The sequence below is a fragment of the Shewanella sp. WE21 genome (assembly GCF_002966515.1).
GTDB lineage: Bacteria > Pseudomonadota > Gammaproteobacteria > Enterobacterales > Shewanellaceae > Shewanella > Shewanella oncorhynchi.
Genome location: NZ_CP023019.1, coordinates 3,120,824 through 3,139,171 on the forward strand (window position 1 = coordinate 3,120,824; position 18,348 = coordinate 3,139,171).

The following is an 18,348-nucleotide window of genomic DNA, read 5'->3' on the forward strand; positions in this document are numbered from 1 at the left end:
CGTAAAGGGGTTTTCTTGTTTTACCTTGTAGCAATTTGACTGCGCTGTCATTGATACTCTCTGCCACCATTGATATTTATCTTCTGACATTGGTCTTTTCGGATAGAAAATGAAGGCTTGAAATTAATGACGCAAGTTTTGCCAGTGAGTAAAATCGTAAGTGTTCGTATTACAGGAGTAAATGCGTGTTTGAACTGATTGCTGGCACTAAACGCCTCGCGTTATCTTCGCCCATTGTGATGGGTATTCTTAATGTCACTCCCGATTCTTTTTCCGACGGTGGCCAATATTCTTCCTATGAGTTTGCTTGTCAGCATGCCGATGACATGGTGGCTCAAGGCGCGGGAATGATAGACATTGGCGGTGAGTCGACAAGACCTGGCGCCGCCGAGGTGAGCTTAGCCGATGAACTTGCGCGGGTGATCCCGTTGGTTAAATATGTTGCGGCGCACCATGATGTGTGGATTTCGGTCGATACCAGTAAACCTGAAGTCATGCGTCAAGCTGTTGCTGCGGGCGCACATTTGATTAACGATGTGCGCGCCCTGATGGAACCCGGTGCGCTTGAAGCTGCTGCAGAGTTGCAAGTCCCCATATGCTTAATGCATATGCAAGGCGAACCCCAAAGCATGCAATTTGCACCGACTTACCATAATGTTATTGAAGAAGTTTCTGTCTTTTTAACTGAGCGGATTGAAGCTTGCTTGCGAGCAGGAATCCCCCGTGAATTATTAATACTCGATCCGGGATTTGGTTTTGGTAAAAGCTTAGAACATAACTATGAATTACTGGCGAAGCTCGACTGTTTTGCCCAGTTTGATTTACCGATATTGATAGGATTGTCTCGTAAGAGCATGATAGGAAACCTCTTAGCAAAACCGACCTCAGAACGTCTTGCTGGGAGCCTTGCTGGCGCTATGATAGCGGCCCAAAAGGGCGCTCATATCATTCGTGTGCATGATGTTACTGAAACTGTGGATATGCTCAAGGTGTTACAAGCGACACAAGCGTATTTTTAAGCATCGTTATGCTCTCGTTAAGCATTTAATTAATATTATGATCCCAAATCATTGGGACACATTTGAGTTTGTGGAGCGATATGAAAGAACGTAAATTTTTTGGAACTGACGGTATTCGGGGAAAAGTCGGTTCAGGTCAAATGACGCCTGAGCTTGCGCTTAAGTTAGGTTGGGCGGCGGGGCGCGTGTTATCCCGCAGTGGTACCAAAAAGGTGATTATAGGGAAAGATACCCGTATTTCGGGCTATATGTTTGAGTCAGCATTAGAAGCTGGCCTCTCTGCTGCAGGCCTTAATGTGATGTTAATGGGACCTATGCCAACGCCAGCTGTAGCCTATTTGACGCGTACGTTTCGCGCCGAAGCTGGGGTGGTGATCAGCGCGTCACACAATCCGTATTACGATAACGGTATTAAGTTTTTTTCCACCGACGGCAGTAAGTTAGACGATAACCTAGAGTTAGAAATTGAAGCAGAGCTTGAAAAGCCCCTCGTTTGTGTTGAGTCGCATCTATTGGGGAAGGTATCGCGTATTGAAGATGCCCGTGGCCGTTATATTGAGTATTGCAAAGGTAATTTTCCTGCAGAACACACGTTAACTGGGCTAAAAATTGTGGTTGATTGTGCCCATGGCGCAACTTATCACATAGCGCCAGCTGTGTTTCGTGAGTTAGGCGCCGAGGTGATTGCCATTGGTGATAAACCCAACGGGATGAACATCAATGATAAAGTGGGCGCGACGTCCATGGGCAAAATTTGTGAAACCGTTCTAGCCGAAAGTGCCGATTTAGGTATTGCACTCGACGGTGACGGTGACCGTATTATGATGGTCAACAGCAAAGGCGAAGTGATCGACGGCGATCAAATTTTATATATTCTGGCCTGTGATGCGAAATCCCGTGGCGTATTACGCGGTGGTGTAGTTGGTACGTTAATGTCAAACCTTGGGCTTGATCTCGCCTTGCAAGCATTAGACATCCCCTTTGCGCGTTCGAAAGTGGGCGACCGTTATGTGATGGAACTACTTAAAGAACTCGATTGGCGCATCGGCGGTGAAAATTCAGGGCATATCCTCAATCTTGATCACGGCACAACTGGTGATGGCATAGTTGCGGGGATTTTAGTGTTAGCGGCTATGCGTCGTCAGAATGCCACGCTAGAAGAACTGACTTCTGCGATGGAAATGTTGCCGCAGGTGTTAGTCAATGTGCGCTTTGAAGGCGAGCATGACCCCCTTAAGTCAGATAAAGTTAAAGCGGCGCAGGCACAGGTTGAATCTCAACTGGGCGTGCGTGGCCGAGTATTATTACGTAAGTCAGGTACTGAACCTTTGATCCGTGTCATGGTTGAAGGTGACGATCATAGTGCAGTATTGGCGCACGCAAATTTGATTGCGGATGCGGTAAAATCGGCAAGCTAATATTTGCTAATTTTGTAATAAGTGCGGCTGATACCAATTTAAAATTAAGGTGTTAGCTGCACAAATGAACAGAAAACAGCTTTGGCGTGTAAAAAATAAGCATTCCAACCTGATATCTGAAAAAATTCGAATTTAGCTATTGTAACTTAATAAGTGGTTCGCTATTATTCACGCCGCTTTCAGAGGAGACAGTGATGGCACTCAGACGTCCTATGGTAGCTGGCAATTGGAAAATGAACGGCAGTGCGGCATTAGCCCAAGAGTTGTTCAAAAAATTTGCCTCTAAGCTCCAAAATGATTCAGCTGAAGTGGTTTTATGCCCGCCTTCTATCTATCTAGAGAGCGTTAGGCAACTGCTAGAAGCAAACAAGGAAGCGTTAGACGGTTCACTTGTTAGGATGGGCGCACAAAACCTAAGTCAACATGACTTTGGCGCTTATACCGGAGAAGTTTCAGGTCAGATGCTCAAAGATTCAGGATGTCGATATGTAATTATCGGGCATTCAGAACGTCGCCGTATGTACGGAGAGACGAGTAATATCGTAGCGGAGAAATTCGCCGCTGCACAAAAGCATGGCTTAACTCCAATTTTATGTGTGGGTGAGTCAGGTCCAGCACGTGAAGCAAGACGCACCTTTGAGGTGATTGCTGAAGAGTTGGATATAGTGATCCAGAAAAATGGCACTATGGCTTTTGATAACGCTATTATCGCCTACGAGCCGCTTTGGGCTGTAGGAACAGGTAAAAGTGCTACACCAGAGCAGGCACAAGAAGTTCATGCGTTTATTCGCAAACGCCTCTCTGAAGTGTCTCCGTTTATCGGAGAAAATATCAGGATTCTCTACGGTGGTAGTGTGACACCGAGTAATGCTGCAGATTTATTTGCCCAACCTGATGTTGATGGTGGACTGATTGGCGGTGCTAGCTTAAACTCTAGCGAGTTTTTAAGTCTGTGTACCATAGCGATGAGCGCATAATATGTATGAAGTTCTAGTAGTTATTTACTTGTTGGTTGCATTAGGTCTAATCGGCTTAGTATTAATTCAGCAAGGTAAGGGAGCTGACATGGGGGCCTCTTTTGGCGCCGGTGCATCAGGTACTCTTTTTGGTTCAAGCGGTTCAGGTAACTTCTTGACACGCAGTACGGCGATTCTTGCCATTGCGTTTTTCACTTTAAGTCTGCTTATTGGTAACTTAAGTGCAAACCACGCAAAAAATGAAGATTCATGGAAAGATTTAGGTTCAGACACTGAACAGGTTACCCAACCTGTTGAGCAAGGAACCCAAAAGTCAGAAACGAAAATTCCTGACTAGTAAAAGGTGTCGCCGAGGTGGCGAAATTGGTAGACGCGCAGCCTTGAGGTGGCTGTGACCTAACGGTCGTGCGGGTTCAAGTCCCGCTCTCGGCACCAAATATAACTAAGATAGGCGACATAAGTTCTCTCTTAGTTATTGCAAGAAATGACGATAGTCAATATACTTGCACACAGTTGACGCGGGGTGGAGCAGCATGGTAGCTCGTCGGGCTCATAACCCGAAGGTCGTCGGTTCAAATCCGGCCCCCGCAACCAGCTCCTAGTAACGAATAGTGTTTGAATTCGTTATGGTTTACAGGTTCTTGAAATTAATGACCTCGTGATTACGGGGTTTTTTGTTATCTGGGACTTTTAAATTTGTCGCATGCTTCGTATGTGGCGTTGTACTAGGGCTATTAAGCCCTTTTTTGTTTTTTCGGGGGTCAATCTTGGCAACGTTAGAATTCAGACTGGCAGAAATGCTCAAAGTACCTGTGGAAGCATTAGGCTTTCAGCTGTGGGGCATTGAATATGTTCAAGCGGGTAAGCATTCCACACTGCGAGTGTTCATTGATGGTGAGAATGGTATCAATATTGAAGATTGTGCCAATGCAAGTCGCCAAGTCAGTGCTGTACTCGATGTTGAAGATCCTATTTCTACAGAATATACCCTAGAGGTTTCTTCGCCAGGCGTAGATAGACCCTTATTTACTGCTGAGCAGTACGCGGGCTATGTAGGCGAGGATGTAAAGCTTCAATTGACTATGCCGGTTGACGGCAGTCGTAATTTAAAAGGCGCCATCACTGCGGTCGACGGGCAAATGCTCTCGCTGAAAGTGAATGGTAAAGAGTTAGTTGTCGCATTGGATAATATCCGCAAAGGCAACTTAATCGCTAAGTTTTGATGGTTTCAAGGTGAACGAGGCAAGACGAGATGAATAAAGAGATTCTGCTAGTCGCTGAGGCGGTTTCAAATGAAAAGGCCGTTCCACGCGAGAAAATTTTTGAAGCGCTAGAGATTGCTCTGGCCACAGCAACCAAGAAAAAGTACGAAGGTGATATTGACGTTCGTGTTGCTATCGACCGTAAAACCGGTGGTTATGATACTTTCCGTCGTTGGATGGTGGTTGATGATCACGGTGAAGCGTTAGAAAACCCTTATCGTGAAATCACGTTAGAAGCGGCACGTTACGAAAATCCGGACATCCAGCCTGGCGAGTTTATCGAAGACGATATCGAGTCAGTGGTGTTTGACCGTATTACCACTCAAACTGCTAAGCAAGTGATCGTACAGAAAGTACGTGAAGCTGAACGTGCGCAAGTGGTTGAGCAGTTCCAAGATCAAGAAGGTGAGTTAATCACTGGTGTGGTCAAAAAAGCGACTCGCGAGAGCGTAGTGGTTGACTTAGGTAATAACGCTGACGGCGTATTGTTCCGTGAAGACTTAATTTCACGCGAATCTTTCCGCCCTGGTGACCGTGTGCGTGCATTATTGTACTCAGTACGTCCAGAAGCTCGTGGTGCACAGTTATTCTTAAGCCGTACTAAGCCTGAAATGCTGATCGAGCTTTTCCGTGTTGAAGTGCCTGAAATCGCTGACGAACTGATTGAAATCATGGGCGCTGCTCGTGATCCAGGCGCTCGCGCTAAGATCGCCGTTAAGTCGAATGATCGCCGTATTGATCCTATCGGTGCGTGTGTGGGTATGCGCGGTGCGCGTGTACAAGCCGTTTCGAATGAACTGGGTGGCGAACGTGTTGATATCGTGTTGTGGGATGATAATCCAGCACAATACGTGATCAATGCCATGGCGCCAGCCGATGTTGCCTCTATCATAGTCGACGAAGATAACCATTCTATGGATATCGCTGTTGAAGCCGATAGTTTGGCACAAGCCATTGGACGTAATGGCCAGAACGTACGTTTAGCAACACAACTGACTGGTTGGGTTCTGAACGTTATGACAGTGGAAGATATGAATAAGAAACATCAGGCAGAAAGTGCCAAGGTGGTTGATTTATTTGTTAACTCACTGGATGTCGATGAAGATTTTGCACAAGTACTGGCAGATGAGGGCTTTACGTCGCTCGAAGAAGTTGCCTATGTGCCTGTGTCTGAACTATTGGCGATTGACGGTTTTGACGAAGATCTCGTCGAAGCTTTACGTGAACGTGCAAAAGCGGCGATCTCAACTCGAGCTCTCGCTACTGAAGAAGCACTGGATGGTGTGGAGCCAAGTGAAGAGTTGCTAGCACTTGAAGGTGTTGAAAGACACTTAGCCTATGTTTTCGCTAGCAAAGGTATTGTGACTCTAGAAGACTTGGCTGAACAAGGCATTGATGATTTGATCGAAATTGAAGAATTGACAGAAGAAAAAGCAGGTGAGCTCATCATGGCAGCCCGCAATATCTGTTGGTTTGGCGAAGAAGCATAAGTCGATCAACAGGGGGATTTAACTGATGGCAGATACTACCGTAGAGAAATTGGCCACGGAAGTGGGTAAAAGTGTTGAACGTCTGATTGAGCAATTCTCTCAGGCTGGAATTAAGAAAGGCCAAGCTGATAAAGTGACTGAAGCTGAAAAGCAGCAGTTACTGGATTATCTGAAAAAGCAGCACGGTGGCGAAAATGCGCCAACGAAAATGACGCTGCAGCGTAAAACCGTATCGACCCTAAGTGTGGCCGGTAATGGTGGTCAATCTAAAGATGTTAAAGTTGAAGTTCGTAAAACACGAACTTTCGTTAAGCGTGATGCTAATGAGGCTACTCTGAAGGCTGAAGAAGAAGCGAAAGCCGAAGCAGAAGCTTTGGCAAAAGCAAAGGCCGAAGCAGAAGCTGCTGCGGCAGCAAAAGTGAAAGCTGAAGCAGATGCTAAGGCAAAAGTGGAAGCAGAAGCCAAGGCGAAAGCTAAAGCAGCAGCCGAAGTGAAAGTGGTTAAAGATATGTCACCAGAAGCAGAAGCGGCTCGTCTAGAAGCTGAACGTTTGAAAGCAGCGCAAGAAGCGGCAACCAAACGTAAGCAAGACGAAGAAGCGGCTAAAGCGGCAGAAACTGCTCGCTTACTCGCTGAAGAACATTCTAAGCGCTGGGCCGAAGAAGAGCGCCAACGTTTAGAAGCCGAGAAAAACGGTGATCATCACATCACGACATCTAAAGTAGCTCGTGCTGCTGAAGATACTTCTGATCTGGATGAAGAAAAACGCGGACGTCGTGCTCGTAACAAGAGCAACGCGAAAAAACGTGGCGGCAAAGATGCCCGTGACGGCCGTGAAAAACACATGCGTAACCGTAGCACTGCACCTGAGTCTATGGCGCATGGCTTCAATAAACCTGTGGCAGCCGTGAGCCGTGATGTGCGTATCGGTGAAACTGTTACTGTTTCTGAACTTGCGCATTTAATGGCAGTGAAAGCGACTGAAATCATCAAACAGATGATGAAAATGGGTTCTATGGTCACGATCAACCAAGTGTTAGATCAAGAGACTGCCCAGCTAGTTGCTGAAGAAATGGGTCACAAAGTTGTGCTTATCCGTGAAAACGAACTTGAGCACCAAGTGCTACAAGACCGTGATGATGAAGATGGCATCAAGCTAGAATCTCGTGCACCGGTTGTGACTATCATGGGTCACGTTGACCATGGTAAAACGTCCTTACTCGACTACATTCGCCGCGCTAAAGTGGCTGCTGGCGAAGCCGGTGGTATTACTCAGCATATCGGTGCATACCATGTTGAAACTGAAAATGGCATGATCACTTTCCTTGATACTCCTGGTCACGCCGCGTTTACCGCAATGCGTGCCCGCGGTGCCAAGGCAACGGATATTGTTGTGCTAGTTGTTGCTGCCGATGACGGTGTAATGCCGCAAACAATCGAAGCTATTCAACATGCTAAAGCTGGTAACGTGCCATTAATCGTGGCTGTGAACAAGATGGATAAACCGGAAGCGGATATCGATCGCGTTAAGAGCGAATTGTCACAACACGGTGTTATGTCTGAAGATTGGGGTGGAGACAACATGTTTGCCTTCGTTTCAGCTAAGACAGGTGAAGGCGTTGATGAACTGTTAGAAGGTATCTTACTGCAAGCTGAAGTTCTCGAACTGAAAGCGGTACGTGATGGTATGGCTGCCGGTGTGGTCATTGAATCACAATTGGACAAAGGTCGCGGCCCTGTAGCTACGATTCTGGTTCAAGAAGGTACGCTGCGCCAAGGTGATATCGTTCTGTGTGGTCTTGAGTACGGTAAAATTCGTGCAATGAAAGACGAAAACGGTCGTTCAATCACTGAAGCTGGTCCATCTATTCCTGTTGAAATTCTAGGTCTGTCAGGCGTTCCGTCTGCAGGTGATGAAGCAACAGTCGTACGTGACGAACGTAAAGCTCGCGAAGTTGCCCTGTATCGTCAAGGTAAGTTCCGTGATGTGAAACTGGCACGTCAGCAAAAATCTAAGCTAGAAAACATGTTTGCGAACATGACAGACGGCGAAGTGAAAGAACTGAACATCGTTCTTAAAGCAGACGTACAAGGTTCACTGGAAGCGATTACTGATTCGTTAACAGGTTTGTCTACCGACGAAGTGAAAGTGAACATCATCGCTCGCGGTGTGGGTGCACTGACTGAAACGGATGCAACCTTAGCGGCTGCCTCTAACGCTATCATGGTTGGCTTTAACGTACGTGCCGATGCACAAGCCCGTAAGACTATCGAAAGTGAAAGTGTTGATTTACGTTACTACAGCGTTATCTATAATTTGATTGATGAAGTTCGTGCAGCAATGACAGGTATGTTGTCTCCTGTGTTCAAACAACAAATTATCGGTCTGGCTGAAGTTCGTGATGTGTTCAAGTCACCTAAGCTGGGTGCAATTGCTGGCTGTATGGTGACCGAAGGTACCATCAAGCGTAGCGCGCCAATTCGCGTACTACGTGATAACGTTGTTATCTACGAAGGTGAACTCGAATCTCTACGCCGCTTCAAAGACGACGTTGCTGAAGTTCGCAATGGTATGGAATGTGGTATTGGCGTTAAGAACTACAACGATGTTCGCGTTGGCGACCAAATCGAAGTATTCGAAACCGTCGAGATTGCTCGTACTCTGTAACGATAATAAGGGCGGCTTTAGCCGCCCTTATCAATTTAAGCTATGGTAAGAAATATTATGGCAAAAGAATTCAGTCGTACTCGTCGAATCGCTCAGCAGCTTCAGCAAGAACTTGCTCAAGTGCTACAGCGCGACATGAAAGATCCTCGTATTGGCTTTGTTACTGTGAATGACGTCGACGTCTCTCGCGATCTCAGCTATGCCAAAGTGTTTGTGACTTTTTTCGAAGAAGACAAAGCTGTCGTTCAAGAAAAGCTAAACGCTTTGATCAGCGCAGCTCCTTATATCCGCACTTTAGTGGCGGGTCGTATGAAGCTGCGTGTCATGCCTGAACTGCGTTTTATCTACGATAGCTCGCTAGTTGAAGGTATGCGCATGTCTAACTTAGTTAGCCAAGTGATCAACCAAGACAAAGCGAAGCAACAGCAATTTGGCAGCGAAGACGCATCGGTTGAAGATGAAGTCTTAGGTGATGATATTGCTGATGACGCAGATGAAACGGAAGGTAAAGATTAATGGCTCGTCGTCCAAAAGGTCGTTTTATCGATGGGATAGTGCTGCTGGATAAATCCACTGGCATGAGTTCTAACTTTGCATTGCAAAGGGTAAAGCGCTTTTTTAATGCGAATAAAGCTGGGCATACGGGCGCACTCGATCCGTTAGCGACAGGTATGTTACCTGTATGCTTAGGCGAAGGGACTAAGTTTTCTCAGCATCTATTGGATGCCGATAAACGCTATTTAGTCACGGCAAAGCTTGGCGAACGGACAGATACCAGTGATTCCGATGGTGAAGTGGTGCAAACCCGCGCCATTGATTTTACCGAGGCGCAGTTATTAACCGCGCTTGATTTCTTCCGTGGTGAAACTCAGCAAGTACCGTCTATGTATTCCGCGCTGAAATATCAGGGTCAGCCTCTGTATAAATATGCCCGTGAAGGTATAGAAGTGCCGCGAGAATCTCGCCCTATTACGGTATTTGAGCTAAATTTCATCGGTCTTGAAGGCGATGAGCTGACCTTAGACATTCATTGCTCTAAGGGCACTTATATTCGCACTATCATAGACGATCTCGGTGAGATGCTCGGTTGTGGCGCCCATGTGATTATGCTGCGCCGCACCCAAGTTGCGCAGTATCCCTATGCCAGAATGGTCACTTTAGAACAACTTGAAGCGCTAGTTGCTCAAGCACATGAACAACAGATAGATCCGAGCGTATTACTCGACCCTCTGTTATTGCCTATGGACACGGCCGTGGCCGATTTTCCAGAGGTGAATGTGCCGGATGCGATAGCTCCTTACTTAATGCAAGGTCAAGCGGTTCGTGTACCGGTTAATGCAGAATTGAAAACCGATGAGTTGGTACGTATCACTTTAGGTGACATTCGCCGATTTGTGGGGATTGGCACAATGAACGAAGATGGCTTATTAGCGCCGAAACGACTCATTGTTATCCATGACGAACCTGCAGAAACGCATTAGCCCGCTATCCATCGACAAATGATTAAATTAGTTGATGCATTAGTCCCCGCCTTTTATTGCGCTAGGGTGGGTTTATGGGTAAAATAGCGCGCCCTCTGGCTGAGTTAGTGATCGGCTAGAGATTCATATTATTTATTTGGAGATATACATGTCACTAAGTCCTGAAGCAAAAGCAAAAATTTTGGCTGATTTTGGCCGTTGTGAAAACGACACTGGTTCAACTGAAGTTCAAGTTGCTTTGTTAACTGCGCAAATCAACCATTTGCAAGATCACTTCAAAGAGCACATTCATGATCACCACTCACGTCGTGGTCTGTTACGTATGGTTAGCTCACGTCGTAAGTTAACTGCTTACCTGAAACGTACTGATTTAGCACGTTACACTGCTCTGATCCAAAAGTTAGGTCTACGTCGTTAATTTCGCGTCGACTAACGTGAAAAAGGAGGCTTAGCCTCCTTTTTTATTGCCTAAAATTTAACAGAATATTTATTGTGCAAACGAGAGATATACAGAAGTTACAGCCAAAATCAGTCTAATGTCTAGGTCTGTTACGCTGAGCTTGATGTGATTAAGCATCGAATCGAAACTTAAGTGCCAATGTAAGTATCCTAAGCCCCACGTAAACCATCAAGACTGCTTATTGTTGCTGTTTGTGTTGCTATATACAGCGCTTCAAATTCTGCTTGGGGTAGAGGCTGACTAAAATAGAAACCTTGGCCGACTTGGCACTGATTTTCTTTCAACCAATCCAATTGCTGCTCGTTTTCAATGCCTTCGGCCACAATGGTCAAATTAAGCTGCTTTCCCAACATTAAAATGGTTGATGCAATTGCGCTATCCCCTGGTAGATCGGAAACGAAACAACGATCGATTTTCATGGTAGTGATAGGCAAATGGCGCAGGTAAGAGAGTGAAGAATACCCTGTGCCAAAGTCATCGACTGCAATACCAAATCCGGCTGATTTCAATTGTTCAAGCTTAGCGATAGCGAGTTCAATGTCGTTCATCAACGAGGTTTCAGTGATTTCAATTTCCAGCAACTCAGGTTGGATTTGATAGCGTAATGCCATCTGTTTGATATCGGGAACTAAACTGGCATCGGCAAATTGCTGTGAGGCAACATTAATAGCAATTGGGATGGCATAGTTATATTTTTTCTGCCATTCCCTAAGGACTTTACAGCTTTGCTCTATCACCCAACGACCTATAGGAATGATGATACCGGTCTCTTCCGCGACGGGAATAAAGGAAATGGGGCTGATGAGTCGTCCGTCTTTTTGCCAACGGATCAAGGCTTCACAGGCGATGACTTTGCCTGTTTGCAGATCAAGTTTCGGTTGGAAATACAGTAAAAATTCATTGTTTTTTAACGCATCATGTAAAGATGCTTCAGTGCGTAAACGAACTGCTGCTCGCTCAGTCATCTGTTGTTTGAAGAAGGCCCATTGATTCGAGCCTGCAGCTTTCGCGCTGTACATGGCAATGTCAGCGTGACGGATCAAATCTTCAGCGCTGTTACCGTCTTCGGGATAAATAGAAATCCCAATCGATGCCGCAGGATGAATTGCATGTTCATTTAATTGAATCGGGACATTGAGCTGGATCAGTAGCTTATCTACAAAATCTGCCGCTTGGTCTGGGGTGTGAACCGTATCGGCCAGAATAACGAATTCATCGCCACCTAAGCGGGAAACTGTGCCTTTATCACCAACGAATCGTTCGAGAATTCGGGCGATACGAGCGAGGAATTGATCGCCTAATGCGTGGCCAAGGGAATCGTTGATATTCTTAAAACGGTCTAAGTCGATAAACATCAATGCAAAGCTGCGTTTGTGTACTCGCGAGCGTTGGATAGTGACTGCAATGGTTTCAAGCAATAGTGTGCGGTTCGGTAAGCCAGTTAGCGGATCTCGGGTCGCCATTTTGCGCAGTTTGGATTGCGTTTGGCTAAATTGGATAAGAATTTGGTTGAATTTCGAGGTCACTAGGCCGAGTTCATCATCCTTATGCGCGTTGGACATAGGTAAGAGATTTTCGTCCGGTGAGTCGGGTTCGATCTTATCGATGGCCTCACTGATGCGTGCGATAGGCTGAGTCAGGAAGCGATGGAATACCACGGACAGCACTAAGGTGAGTAAGAGTGCACGAGCGAGAGTAGCAAAAAAACTAAATCTTAACTGCGAGAAGAGGGTGTTTGTTAGTTCTTGGGTATCGTAGAAAACTGTTAATGTACCAATGAGTTGCTGTTGTTGGGTACCTTCAAAATAAAAAGGCCTATACAAAGGGCGAGAAATTTCTTTGAGATCATCAAATAATTTATTACTTAAACTGATAAAAGTCTGTGAGTTATTCTGCTTATTATTACTGACAGAAACAAACATTGAGCCATCGTCCAGCTCAATCACCGCCGAGCCAACATGTTCGACTTTGATGGCACCCTCTAAAGTTTGACGGGCTAAATTATCATCTAATGCCCATACGGCATTTGCTGCAGGTTGTTCAACTGAATCAAGGAGTTCTTGCTGAGTGGTCGTGAGTTGTTGTTTGGTTGATACTACGACTAAAGCGATTTCAACAATAAAAATGGCAATGGCAAAAAATAGGGCAGTAAATACGACTAGGTTAGTTTGTTTCCACGTCAGTGACTTAAAACGGCCTGTCATCGGGCGCATCCTTCATGATAATTATTCACCATCGGCGAGATTTTCCGTATCAATATAAACCGCAACTCTTTGTTGATTTAACCACTTTAGTGAAAAGTTACGTATTTGTCATCATTATCTGCTCTTTATCTATTGATCCGAATTGCAGTATACTTACGCGCGTAATTCAAGGTCATTAATTAAGGAATGGGTCACGTGAATCCTATTGTAAAGAGTTTTGAGTATGGTCAACATACAGTCACCCTGGAAACAGGTGTTATAGCGCGTCAAGCTGATGCAGCCGTTTTAGCGAGTATGGGTGACACGACAGTGTTAGTCACTGTTGTCGGTAAAAAAGATGCAGATGCAGGCCGTGACTTTTTCCCTCTGACTGTTAACTATCAAGAAAAAACCTACGCAGCGGGTAAAATTCCTGGTGGTTTCTTTAAGCGTGAAGGCCGTCCTTCAGAAGATGAGACATTAATCGCTCGTCTGATCGACCGTCCAATTCGCCCTCTTTTCCCTAATGGTTTCAAAAACGAAGTTCAAGTTATCATTACCGTAGTATCTGTCGATCCACAAATCGAGCCAGATATCATCTCCATGATCGGTACTTCTGCGGCACTGGCTATTTCTGGTATTCCATTCAGCGGTCCTTTAGGTGCTGCACGTGTGGGTTACATTGATGGCGAATACGTGTTGAACCCAAGTGTTGCACAACTTGCAACCAGTCAACTGAACTTAGTGGTTGCTGGTACTGCTGGTGCAGTATTAATGGTGGAATCAGAAGCCCAAGCATTACCAGAAGAAGTGATGTTAGGTTCTGTAGTTTACGGTCACGATCAACAACAAGTGGTTATCAAGGCGATTGCTGAATTTAAAGCAGAAGCCGGTAAACCAACTTGGGATTGGACTGCACCAACGCAAGATGCCGATTTAGTTGCCCAAATCAAAGAGCTTGCTGAAGCTGGTTTAGGTGATGCGTATAAAATCCAAGTTAAACAAGATCGTTATGCTCAAGTTTCTGTTGTTAAAGCAGCAGCAAAAGAAGCCTTGTTAGCGAGCAACCCAAGCGTTGATTTACGTGAAGTTGACAACTTACTGGGTAGCTTAGAGAAGAAAGTGGTTCGTGGTCGCATCATCCGTGGCGAGCCACGTATTGATGGTCGTGAACCAGACATGATCCGTGCCTTAAGTGTGTTAGCGGGCGTATTGCCACGTACTCACGGTAGCGCATTGTTCACTCGTGGTGAAACTCAAGCGTTAGTCACTTGTACTCTAGGTACTGAACGTGATGCTCAGAAGATCGACAGCATCATGGGCGAGCGCACTAACCGTTTTATGCTGCACTATAACTTCCCTCCATACTCTGTTGGTGAAACAGGCATGGTGGGATCACCTAAGCGCCGCGAAATCGGTCATGGTAAGTTAGCTTGGCGCGGTATTAACGCTGTTATGCCTTCAGCGGCTGAATTCCCATACAGCGTACGCGTTGTATCTGAAATCACTGAATCTAACGGTTCAAGCTCTATGGCGTCAGTATGTGGTACTTCTCTCGCGTTGATGGATGCTGGTGTACCTATCAAGACTTCTGTAGCGGGTATCGCTATGGGTCTAGTGAAAGAAGGCGATGATTTCGTTGTTCTTTCTGACATCTTAGGTGATGAAGATCATTTAGGTGACATGGACTTTAAAGTTGCGGGTACGCGTGATGGTATTACTGCACTGCAGATGGATATCAAGATCGAAGGTATCACTAAAGAAATCATGGATATCGCACTGCAACAAGCCTATGGTGCACGTGTACATATCCTGAACGTGATGGATCAAGCGATTGGTTCACACCGTGATGATATTTCTGATCACGCTCCACGTATCACTGTTATCAAGATCAACCCAGAAAAAATCCGTGACGTTATCGGTAAAGGTGGCGCAGTTATCCGTGCTCTGACCGAAGAAACGGGCACTACGATTGAACTGGAAGATGATGGTACTGTGAAGATCGCTTCTTCAAACGGCGAAGCAACTAAAGAAGCTATCCGTCGTATCGAAGAAATCACTTCAGAAGTTGAAGTGGGTCGTATCTACAATGGTAAGGTTATCCGTATCGTTGATTTCGGCGCATTCGTGAATATTCTGCCGGGCAAAGACGGTTTAGTACACATTTCACAAATCAGTGATGAACGTGTTGCTAACGTGTCTGATCACCTTGAGCTGAACCAAGAAGTTGCCGTTAAGGTGATGGAAGTGGATCGTCAAGGCCGCGTACGTCTGTCAATTAAAGAAGCACAAACGAAAGAAGCTGCTGCTGAATAATGAGTCTTTGACTTATTTATAGGCACACACTTTTTAAGTGATTGCATCAAAAGGAGATCAAATGATCTCCTTTTTTGTTTTGGCATTAAGAAAGTCACTATTAATCTTAATTCCCTAATAGCGGTCCTGTGGTGGGATTGCTATCATGAAGATTCTTCTGCGTATGTTGGGAATCTAAAAAGGTAGAAATGGATGAGTCTTAAAATTAGAACCGCTGTCGTTGCTGTGCTGGCGAGTGCCAGTCTGTTGTTAGCCGGATGCGCAACCACCCAGTCTCCTTTAGATAACCATAATGATGTTGAAGGTAAATTGGTTGTCGCGCCTGTCATGCCTGATTATAAAGTCGAAGTGACACTGGCAAAACTCAACGAGATTTTGGCTACGGTCGAACTGACGAATGAACAGAGAGCCAGATTTCATTACGATCGTGGTGTGATTTACGACAGTGTAGGCTTAAGACTGCTCGCACGGATTGATTTTATGCAAGCGTTAAAACTTCAGCCTGATCTTGCTGATGCCTATAATTTCCTTGGAATTTATTACACCCAAGAAGGTGAATACGACAGCGCCTATGAAGCCTTCGATGGCGTATTAGAGTTAGCACCTAATTATGATTATGCCTATTTGAATCGTGGTATTGCTTTGTACTATGGCGACCGTATTGATTTAGCGACTAAAGATATGCAGGCGTTTTATGCCGGCGATAATAAAGACGGTTATCGGGCATTATGGCTGTATTTGATTGATTTGCAAGCTGACTCCGTTGAAGCTAAAAAACAGTTAGCGCAGCATCGTCAGAATTTAGAAAATGATGCTTGGGCGACTGTTATCGTCGATTATTATTTAGGTAAAAAAAGCCGTGATGAGGTGTTTTCAGCCGCTAAAGTCGGCTTAACATATCCGAAAGAATATGCTGAACGTTTATGCGAAGCTTATTTTTACCTTGCAAAAATGGCGATAGAAACTAAGCAATATCAAGATGCTGCAAACTATTTTCGCTTAGCATTAGCAACCAATATCTATGATTTTGTCGAACATAGATATGCGCGTATTGAACTCGCCAAAGTCAAAGGTTTGCTCGAAGCCACAAAATAACCTCTCTCAGCCCGAGTTCATCTCGGGCTTTGCCTAGCCAAGCTCGAACTGAGGCGCTATAATTTGCGCCTTTTTAGCGATACAAGTGCATAGGTTAACATGTCAGGCAATAAAGTAGAGGTCGATAAACGTCGCACCTTCGCGATCATATCGCACCCCGACGCGGGTAAAACAACCATTACCGAAAAAGTGCTGTTATTCGGAAACGCTTTGCAGAAAGCGGGTACGGTTAAAGGCAAAAAATCGGGTCAGCATGCTAAGTCTGACTGGATGGAAATGGAGAAAGACCGTGGTATTTCTATTACTACGTCTGTCATGCAATTTCCCTATGGTGGCGCCCTTGTTAACCTACTCGATACGCCTGGTCACGAAGACTTCTCTGAAGATACTTATCGTACTCTGACGGCCGTTGACTCATGTTTGATGGTGATCGACTCTGCTAAGGGTGTTGAAGACCGTACGATCAAGTTGATGGAAGTGACACGTCTGCGTGATACGCCGATTGTGACCTTTATGAACAAACTCGACCGCGATATCCGTGATCCTATTGATCTAATGGATGAAGTCGAAAGCGTGCTGAATATTGCCTGTGCACCTATTACTTGGCCTATTGGCAGCGGTAAAGAGTTCAAAGGTATTTACCACATACTGCGTGATGAAGTGGTCTTGTATCAAGGCGGTATGGGACACACGATCCAAGAGCGTCGTGTAATTAAAGGCATTAATAATCCTGATCTTGAGAAAGCGATTGGCAGTTATGCCGCTGATTTGCGCAATGAGATGGAATTAGTGCGCGGCGCGTCGCATGAATTTGATCATGCAGCTTTCTTGAAAGGCGAGTTGACGCCAGTGTTCTTCGGTACTGCGCTAGGTAACTTTGGTGTGGACCATATTCTTGACGGCATCGTCGAGTGGGCACCTAAGCCATTACCGCGCGAAAGCGATACACGCGTTATCATGCCTGATGAAGAAAAATTCACCGGTTTCGTGTTCAAGATCCAAGCAAACATGGATCCAAAACACCGTGACCGTGTCGCCTTTATGCGTGTGTGTTCTGGCCGTTACGAGCAGGGCATGAAAATGCACCATGTGCGTATTGGTAAAGATGTTAACGTTAGCGATGCATTGACCTTTATGGCGGGCGATCGTGAGCGTGCTGAAGAAGCTTACCCAGGCGATATCATCGGTTTACATAACCATGGCACTATCCGTATTGGCGATACGTTTACCCAAGGTGAAAAATTCCGTTTCACTGGCGTACCTAACTTCGCCCCTGAAATGTTCCGCCGTATTCGTTTGCGCGATCCGCTTAAACAGAAGCAACTCTTAAAAGGCTTAGTACAGTTATCTGAAGAAGGTGCTGTACAAGTATTCCGCCCAATTGATACTAACGATTTGATTGTTGGCGCTGTGGGTGTACTGCAGTTTGAAGTGGTTGTTGGTCGTCTGAAGAGTGAATATAACGTCGAAGCTATTTACGAAGGTATTAGCGTGTCGACAGCTCGCTGGGTTTATTGTAAGGATGAGCGTAAGCTTGAAGAGTTCCGCCGTAAGTGTAGCCAAAACTTGGCTCTCGATGGTGGCGATAACTTAACCTATATTGCACCAACTATGGTTAACCTTAATCTTTCGATGGAAAGATATCCTGATATTGAGTTTGCGAAAACCCGCGAACACTAATAGGGTTCGGTTTAGAATAGTGGTTGAAATGGCGGTGAATTCACCGCCATTTTTGTATCTAACGAAAACTAAAAATCGGTTCTGGATGTGAATGATGGCGAATTGGATCACAAAAACATGGCAGGCTTATATTCATTGGTGCGACCGAATGGGGCTGACACCTGAAAATCGTCGCTGTTGCATGCCACGCCTTGAAGATCCTCCATTAGCGGTAAAATGCGCCAAAGCTTTGGTGGTTGACGAAACCGTATCACCACCTGAACCTCATTCAATTGGTAAATCGACCGCAGAGTGAGGCA

Annotated in this window: 15 protein-coding genes and 2 tRNA genes; 16 read left to right on the plus strand and 1 reads right to left on the minus strand. The window is 45.5% G+C overall.

The genetic code is table 11. The features are described 5' to 3' along the window. The first annotated feature begins 185 nt into the window (after positions 1 to 185). The 12 genes from folP to rpsO all read left to right on the plus strand — a co-directional run bounded on the left by folP (position 186) and on the right by rpsO (position 10,733). Positions 186 to 1,019, plus strand: coding sequence for a dihydropteroate synthase (folP, locus tag CKQ84_RS13670; protein WP_105251698.1), 834 nt, complete (start codon positions 186 to 188; stop codon positions 1,017 to 1,019). 80 nt (positions 1,020 to 1,099) lie between these two features. Then, positions 1,100 to 2,437 (plus strand): phosphoglucosamine mutase, encoded by a 1,338-nt coding sequence (gene glmM, locus CKQ84_RS13675; RefSeq protein WP_028761454.1) that lies wholly within the window; start codon positions 1,100 to 1,102, stop codon positions 2,435 to 2,437. A 194-nt stretch (positions 2,438 to 2,631) separates the two neighbouring features. Next, positions 2,632 to 3,414, plus strand: coding sequence for a triose-phosphate isomerase (gene tpiA, locus CKQ84_RS13680; protein WP_006082720.1), 783 nt, complete (start codon positions 2,632 to 2,634; stop codon positions 3,412 to 3,414). 1 nt (position 3,415) lies between these two features. Continuing rightward, the gene (gene secG / locus CKQ84_RS13685; protein ID WP_028761453.1) at positions 3,416 to 3,751 is read left to right on the plus strand and encodes a preprotein translocase subunit SecG; all 336 of its coding nucleotides are present in this window, start codon (positions 3,416 to 3,418) and stop codon (positions 3,749 to 3,751) included. 11 nt (positions 3,752 to 3,762) lie between these two features. Then, positions 3,763 to 3,849: transfer RNA gene (locus CKQ84_RS13690), tRNA-Leu, on the plus strand. An 82-nt stretch (positions 3,850 to 3,931) separates the two neighbouring features. Beyond that, positions 3,932 to 4,008, plus strand: a tRNA-Met gene (locus CKQ84_RS13695). A 173-nt stretch (positions 4,009 to 4,181) separates the two neighbouring features. Further along, the gene (rimP, locus tag CKQ84_RS13700; RefSeq protein ID WP_006082718.1) at positions 4,182 to 4,637 is read left to right on the plus strand and encodes a ribosome maturation factor RimP; all 456 of its coding nucleotides are present in this window, start codon (positions 4,182 to 4,184) and stop codon (positions 4,635 to 4,637) included. A gap of 29 nt (positions 4,638 to 4,666) precedes the next feature. Next, a complete protein-coding gene (nusA, locus tag CKQ84_RS13705) occupies positions 4,667 to 6,166 on the plus strand; it encodes a transcription termination factor NusA (protein ID WP_028761452.1) in 1,500 nt (499 codons plus the stop codon). 25 nt (positions 6,167 to 6,191) lie between these two features. Further along, positions 6,192 to 8,834, plus strand: coding sequence for a translation initiation factor IF-2 (infB, locus tag CKQ84_RS13710; protein ID WP_105251699.1), 2,643 nt, complete (start codon positions 6,192 to 6,194; stop codon positions 8,832 to 8,834). A 57-nt stretch (positions 8,835 to 8,891) separates the two neighbouring features. Next, positions 8,892 to 9,350 carry a 30S ribosome-binding factor RbfA gene (rbfA, locus tag CKQ84_RS13715; protein ID WP_105251700.1) on the plus strand — a complete coding sequence of 153 codons (459 nt, stop codon included), beginning with the start codon at positions 8,892 to 8,894 and terminating at the stop codon, positions 9,348 to 9,350. Beyond that, positions 9,350 to 10,315 carry a tRNA pseudouridine(55) synthase TruB gene (truB, locus tag CKQ84_RS13720; protein ID WP_028761448.1) on the plus strand — a complete coding sequence of 322 codons (966 nt, stop codon included), beginning with the start codon at positions 9,350 to 9,352 and terminating at the stop codon, positions 10,313 to 10,315. The genes rbfA and truB overlap by 1 nt, the downstream gene beginning before the upstream one ends. Positions 10,316 to 10,463: 148 nt before the next feature. After that, positions 10,464 to 10,733, plus strand: coding sequence for a 30S ribosomal protein S15 (gene rpsO / locus CKQ84_RS13725; protein ID WP_028761447.1), 270 nt, complete (start codon positions 10,464 to 10,466; stop codon positions 10,731 to 10,733). A 191-nt stretch (positions 10,734 to 10,924) separates the two neighbouring features. Here the strand turns inward: rpsO and CKQ84_RS13730 are convergent, their stop codons facing one another. After that, positions 10,925 to 12,979: a bifunctional diguanylate cyclase/phosphodiesterase gene (locus tag CKQ84_RS13730; RefSeq protein WP_105251701.1), complete on the minus strand. Its 2,055-nt coding sequence runs from the start codon at positions 12,977 to 12,979 to the stop codon at positions 10,925 to 10,927. Positions 12,980 to 13,174: 195 nt separating this feature from the next. On the opposite strand from CKQ84_RS13730, the gene pnp reads away from it, so the two are divergent. The 4 genes from pnp to CKQ84_RS13750 all read left to right on the plus strand — a co-directional run bounded on the left by pnp (position 13,175) and on the right by CKQ84_RS13750 (position 18,344). Next, on the plus strand, positions 13,175 to 15,274 hold the full coding sequence (pnp, locus tag CKQ84_RS13735; protein ID WP_105251702.1) for a polyribonucleotide nucleotidyltransferase: 2,100 nt from the start codon (positions 13,175 to 13,177) through the stop codon (positions 15,272 to 15,274). Positions 15,275 to 15,466: 192 nt separating this feature from the next. Further along, positions 15,467 to 16,369, plus strand: a complete 903-nt coding sequence (gene nlpI, locus CKQ84_RS13740) for a lipoprotein NlpI (RefSeq protein WP_105251703.1) — start codon at positions 15,467 to 15,469, stop codon at positions 16,367 to 16,369. 99 nt (positions 16,370 to 16,468) lie between these two features. Then, on the plus strand, positions 16,469 to 18,049 hold the full coding sequence (prfC, locus tag CKQ84_RS13745; RefSeq protein ID WP_105251704.1) for a peptide chain release factor 3: 1,581 nt from the start codon (positions 16,469 to 16,471) through the stop codon (positions 18,047 to 18,049). Positions 18,050 to 18,140: 91 nt separating this feature from the next. Further along, complete coding sequence (locus CKQ84_RS13750; RefSeq protein WP_105251705.1) at positions 18,141 to 18,344, plus strand: hypothetical protein; 204 nt, start codon at positions 18,141 to 18,143, stop codon at positions 18,342 to 18,344. Positions 18,345 to 18,348 lie beyond the last annotated feature (4 nt).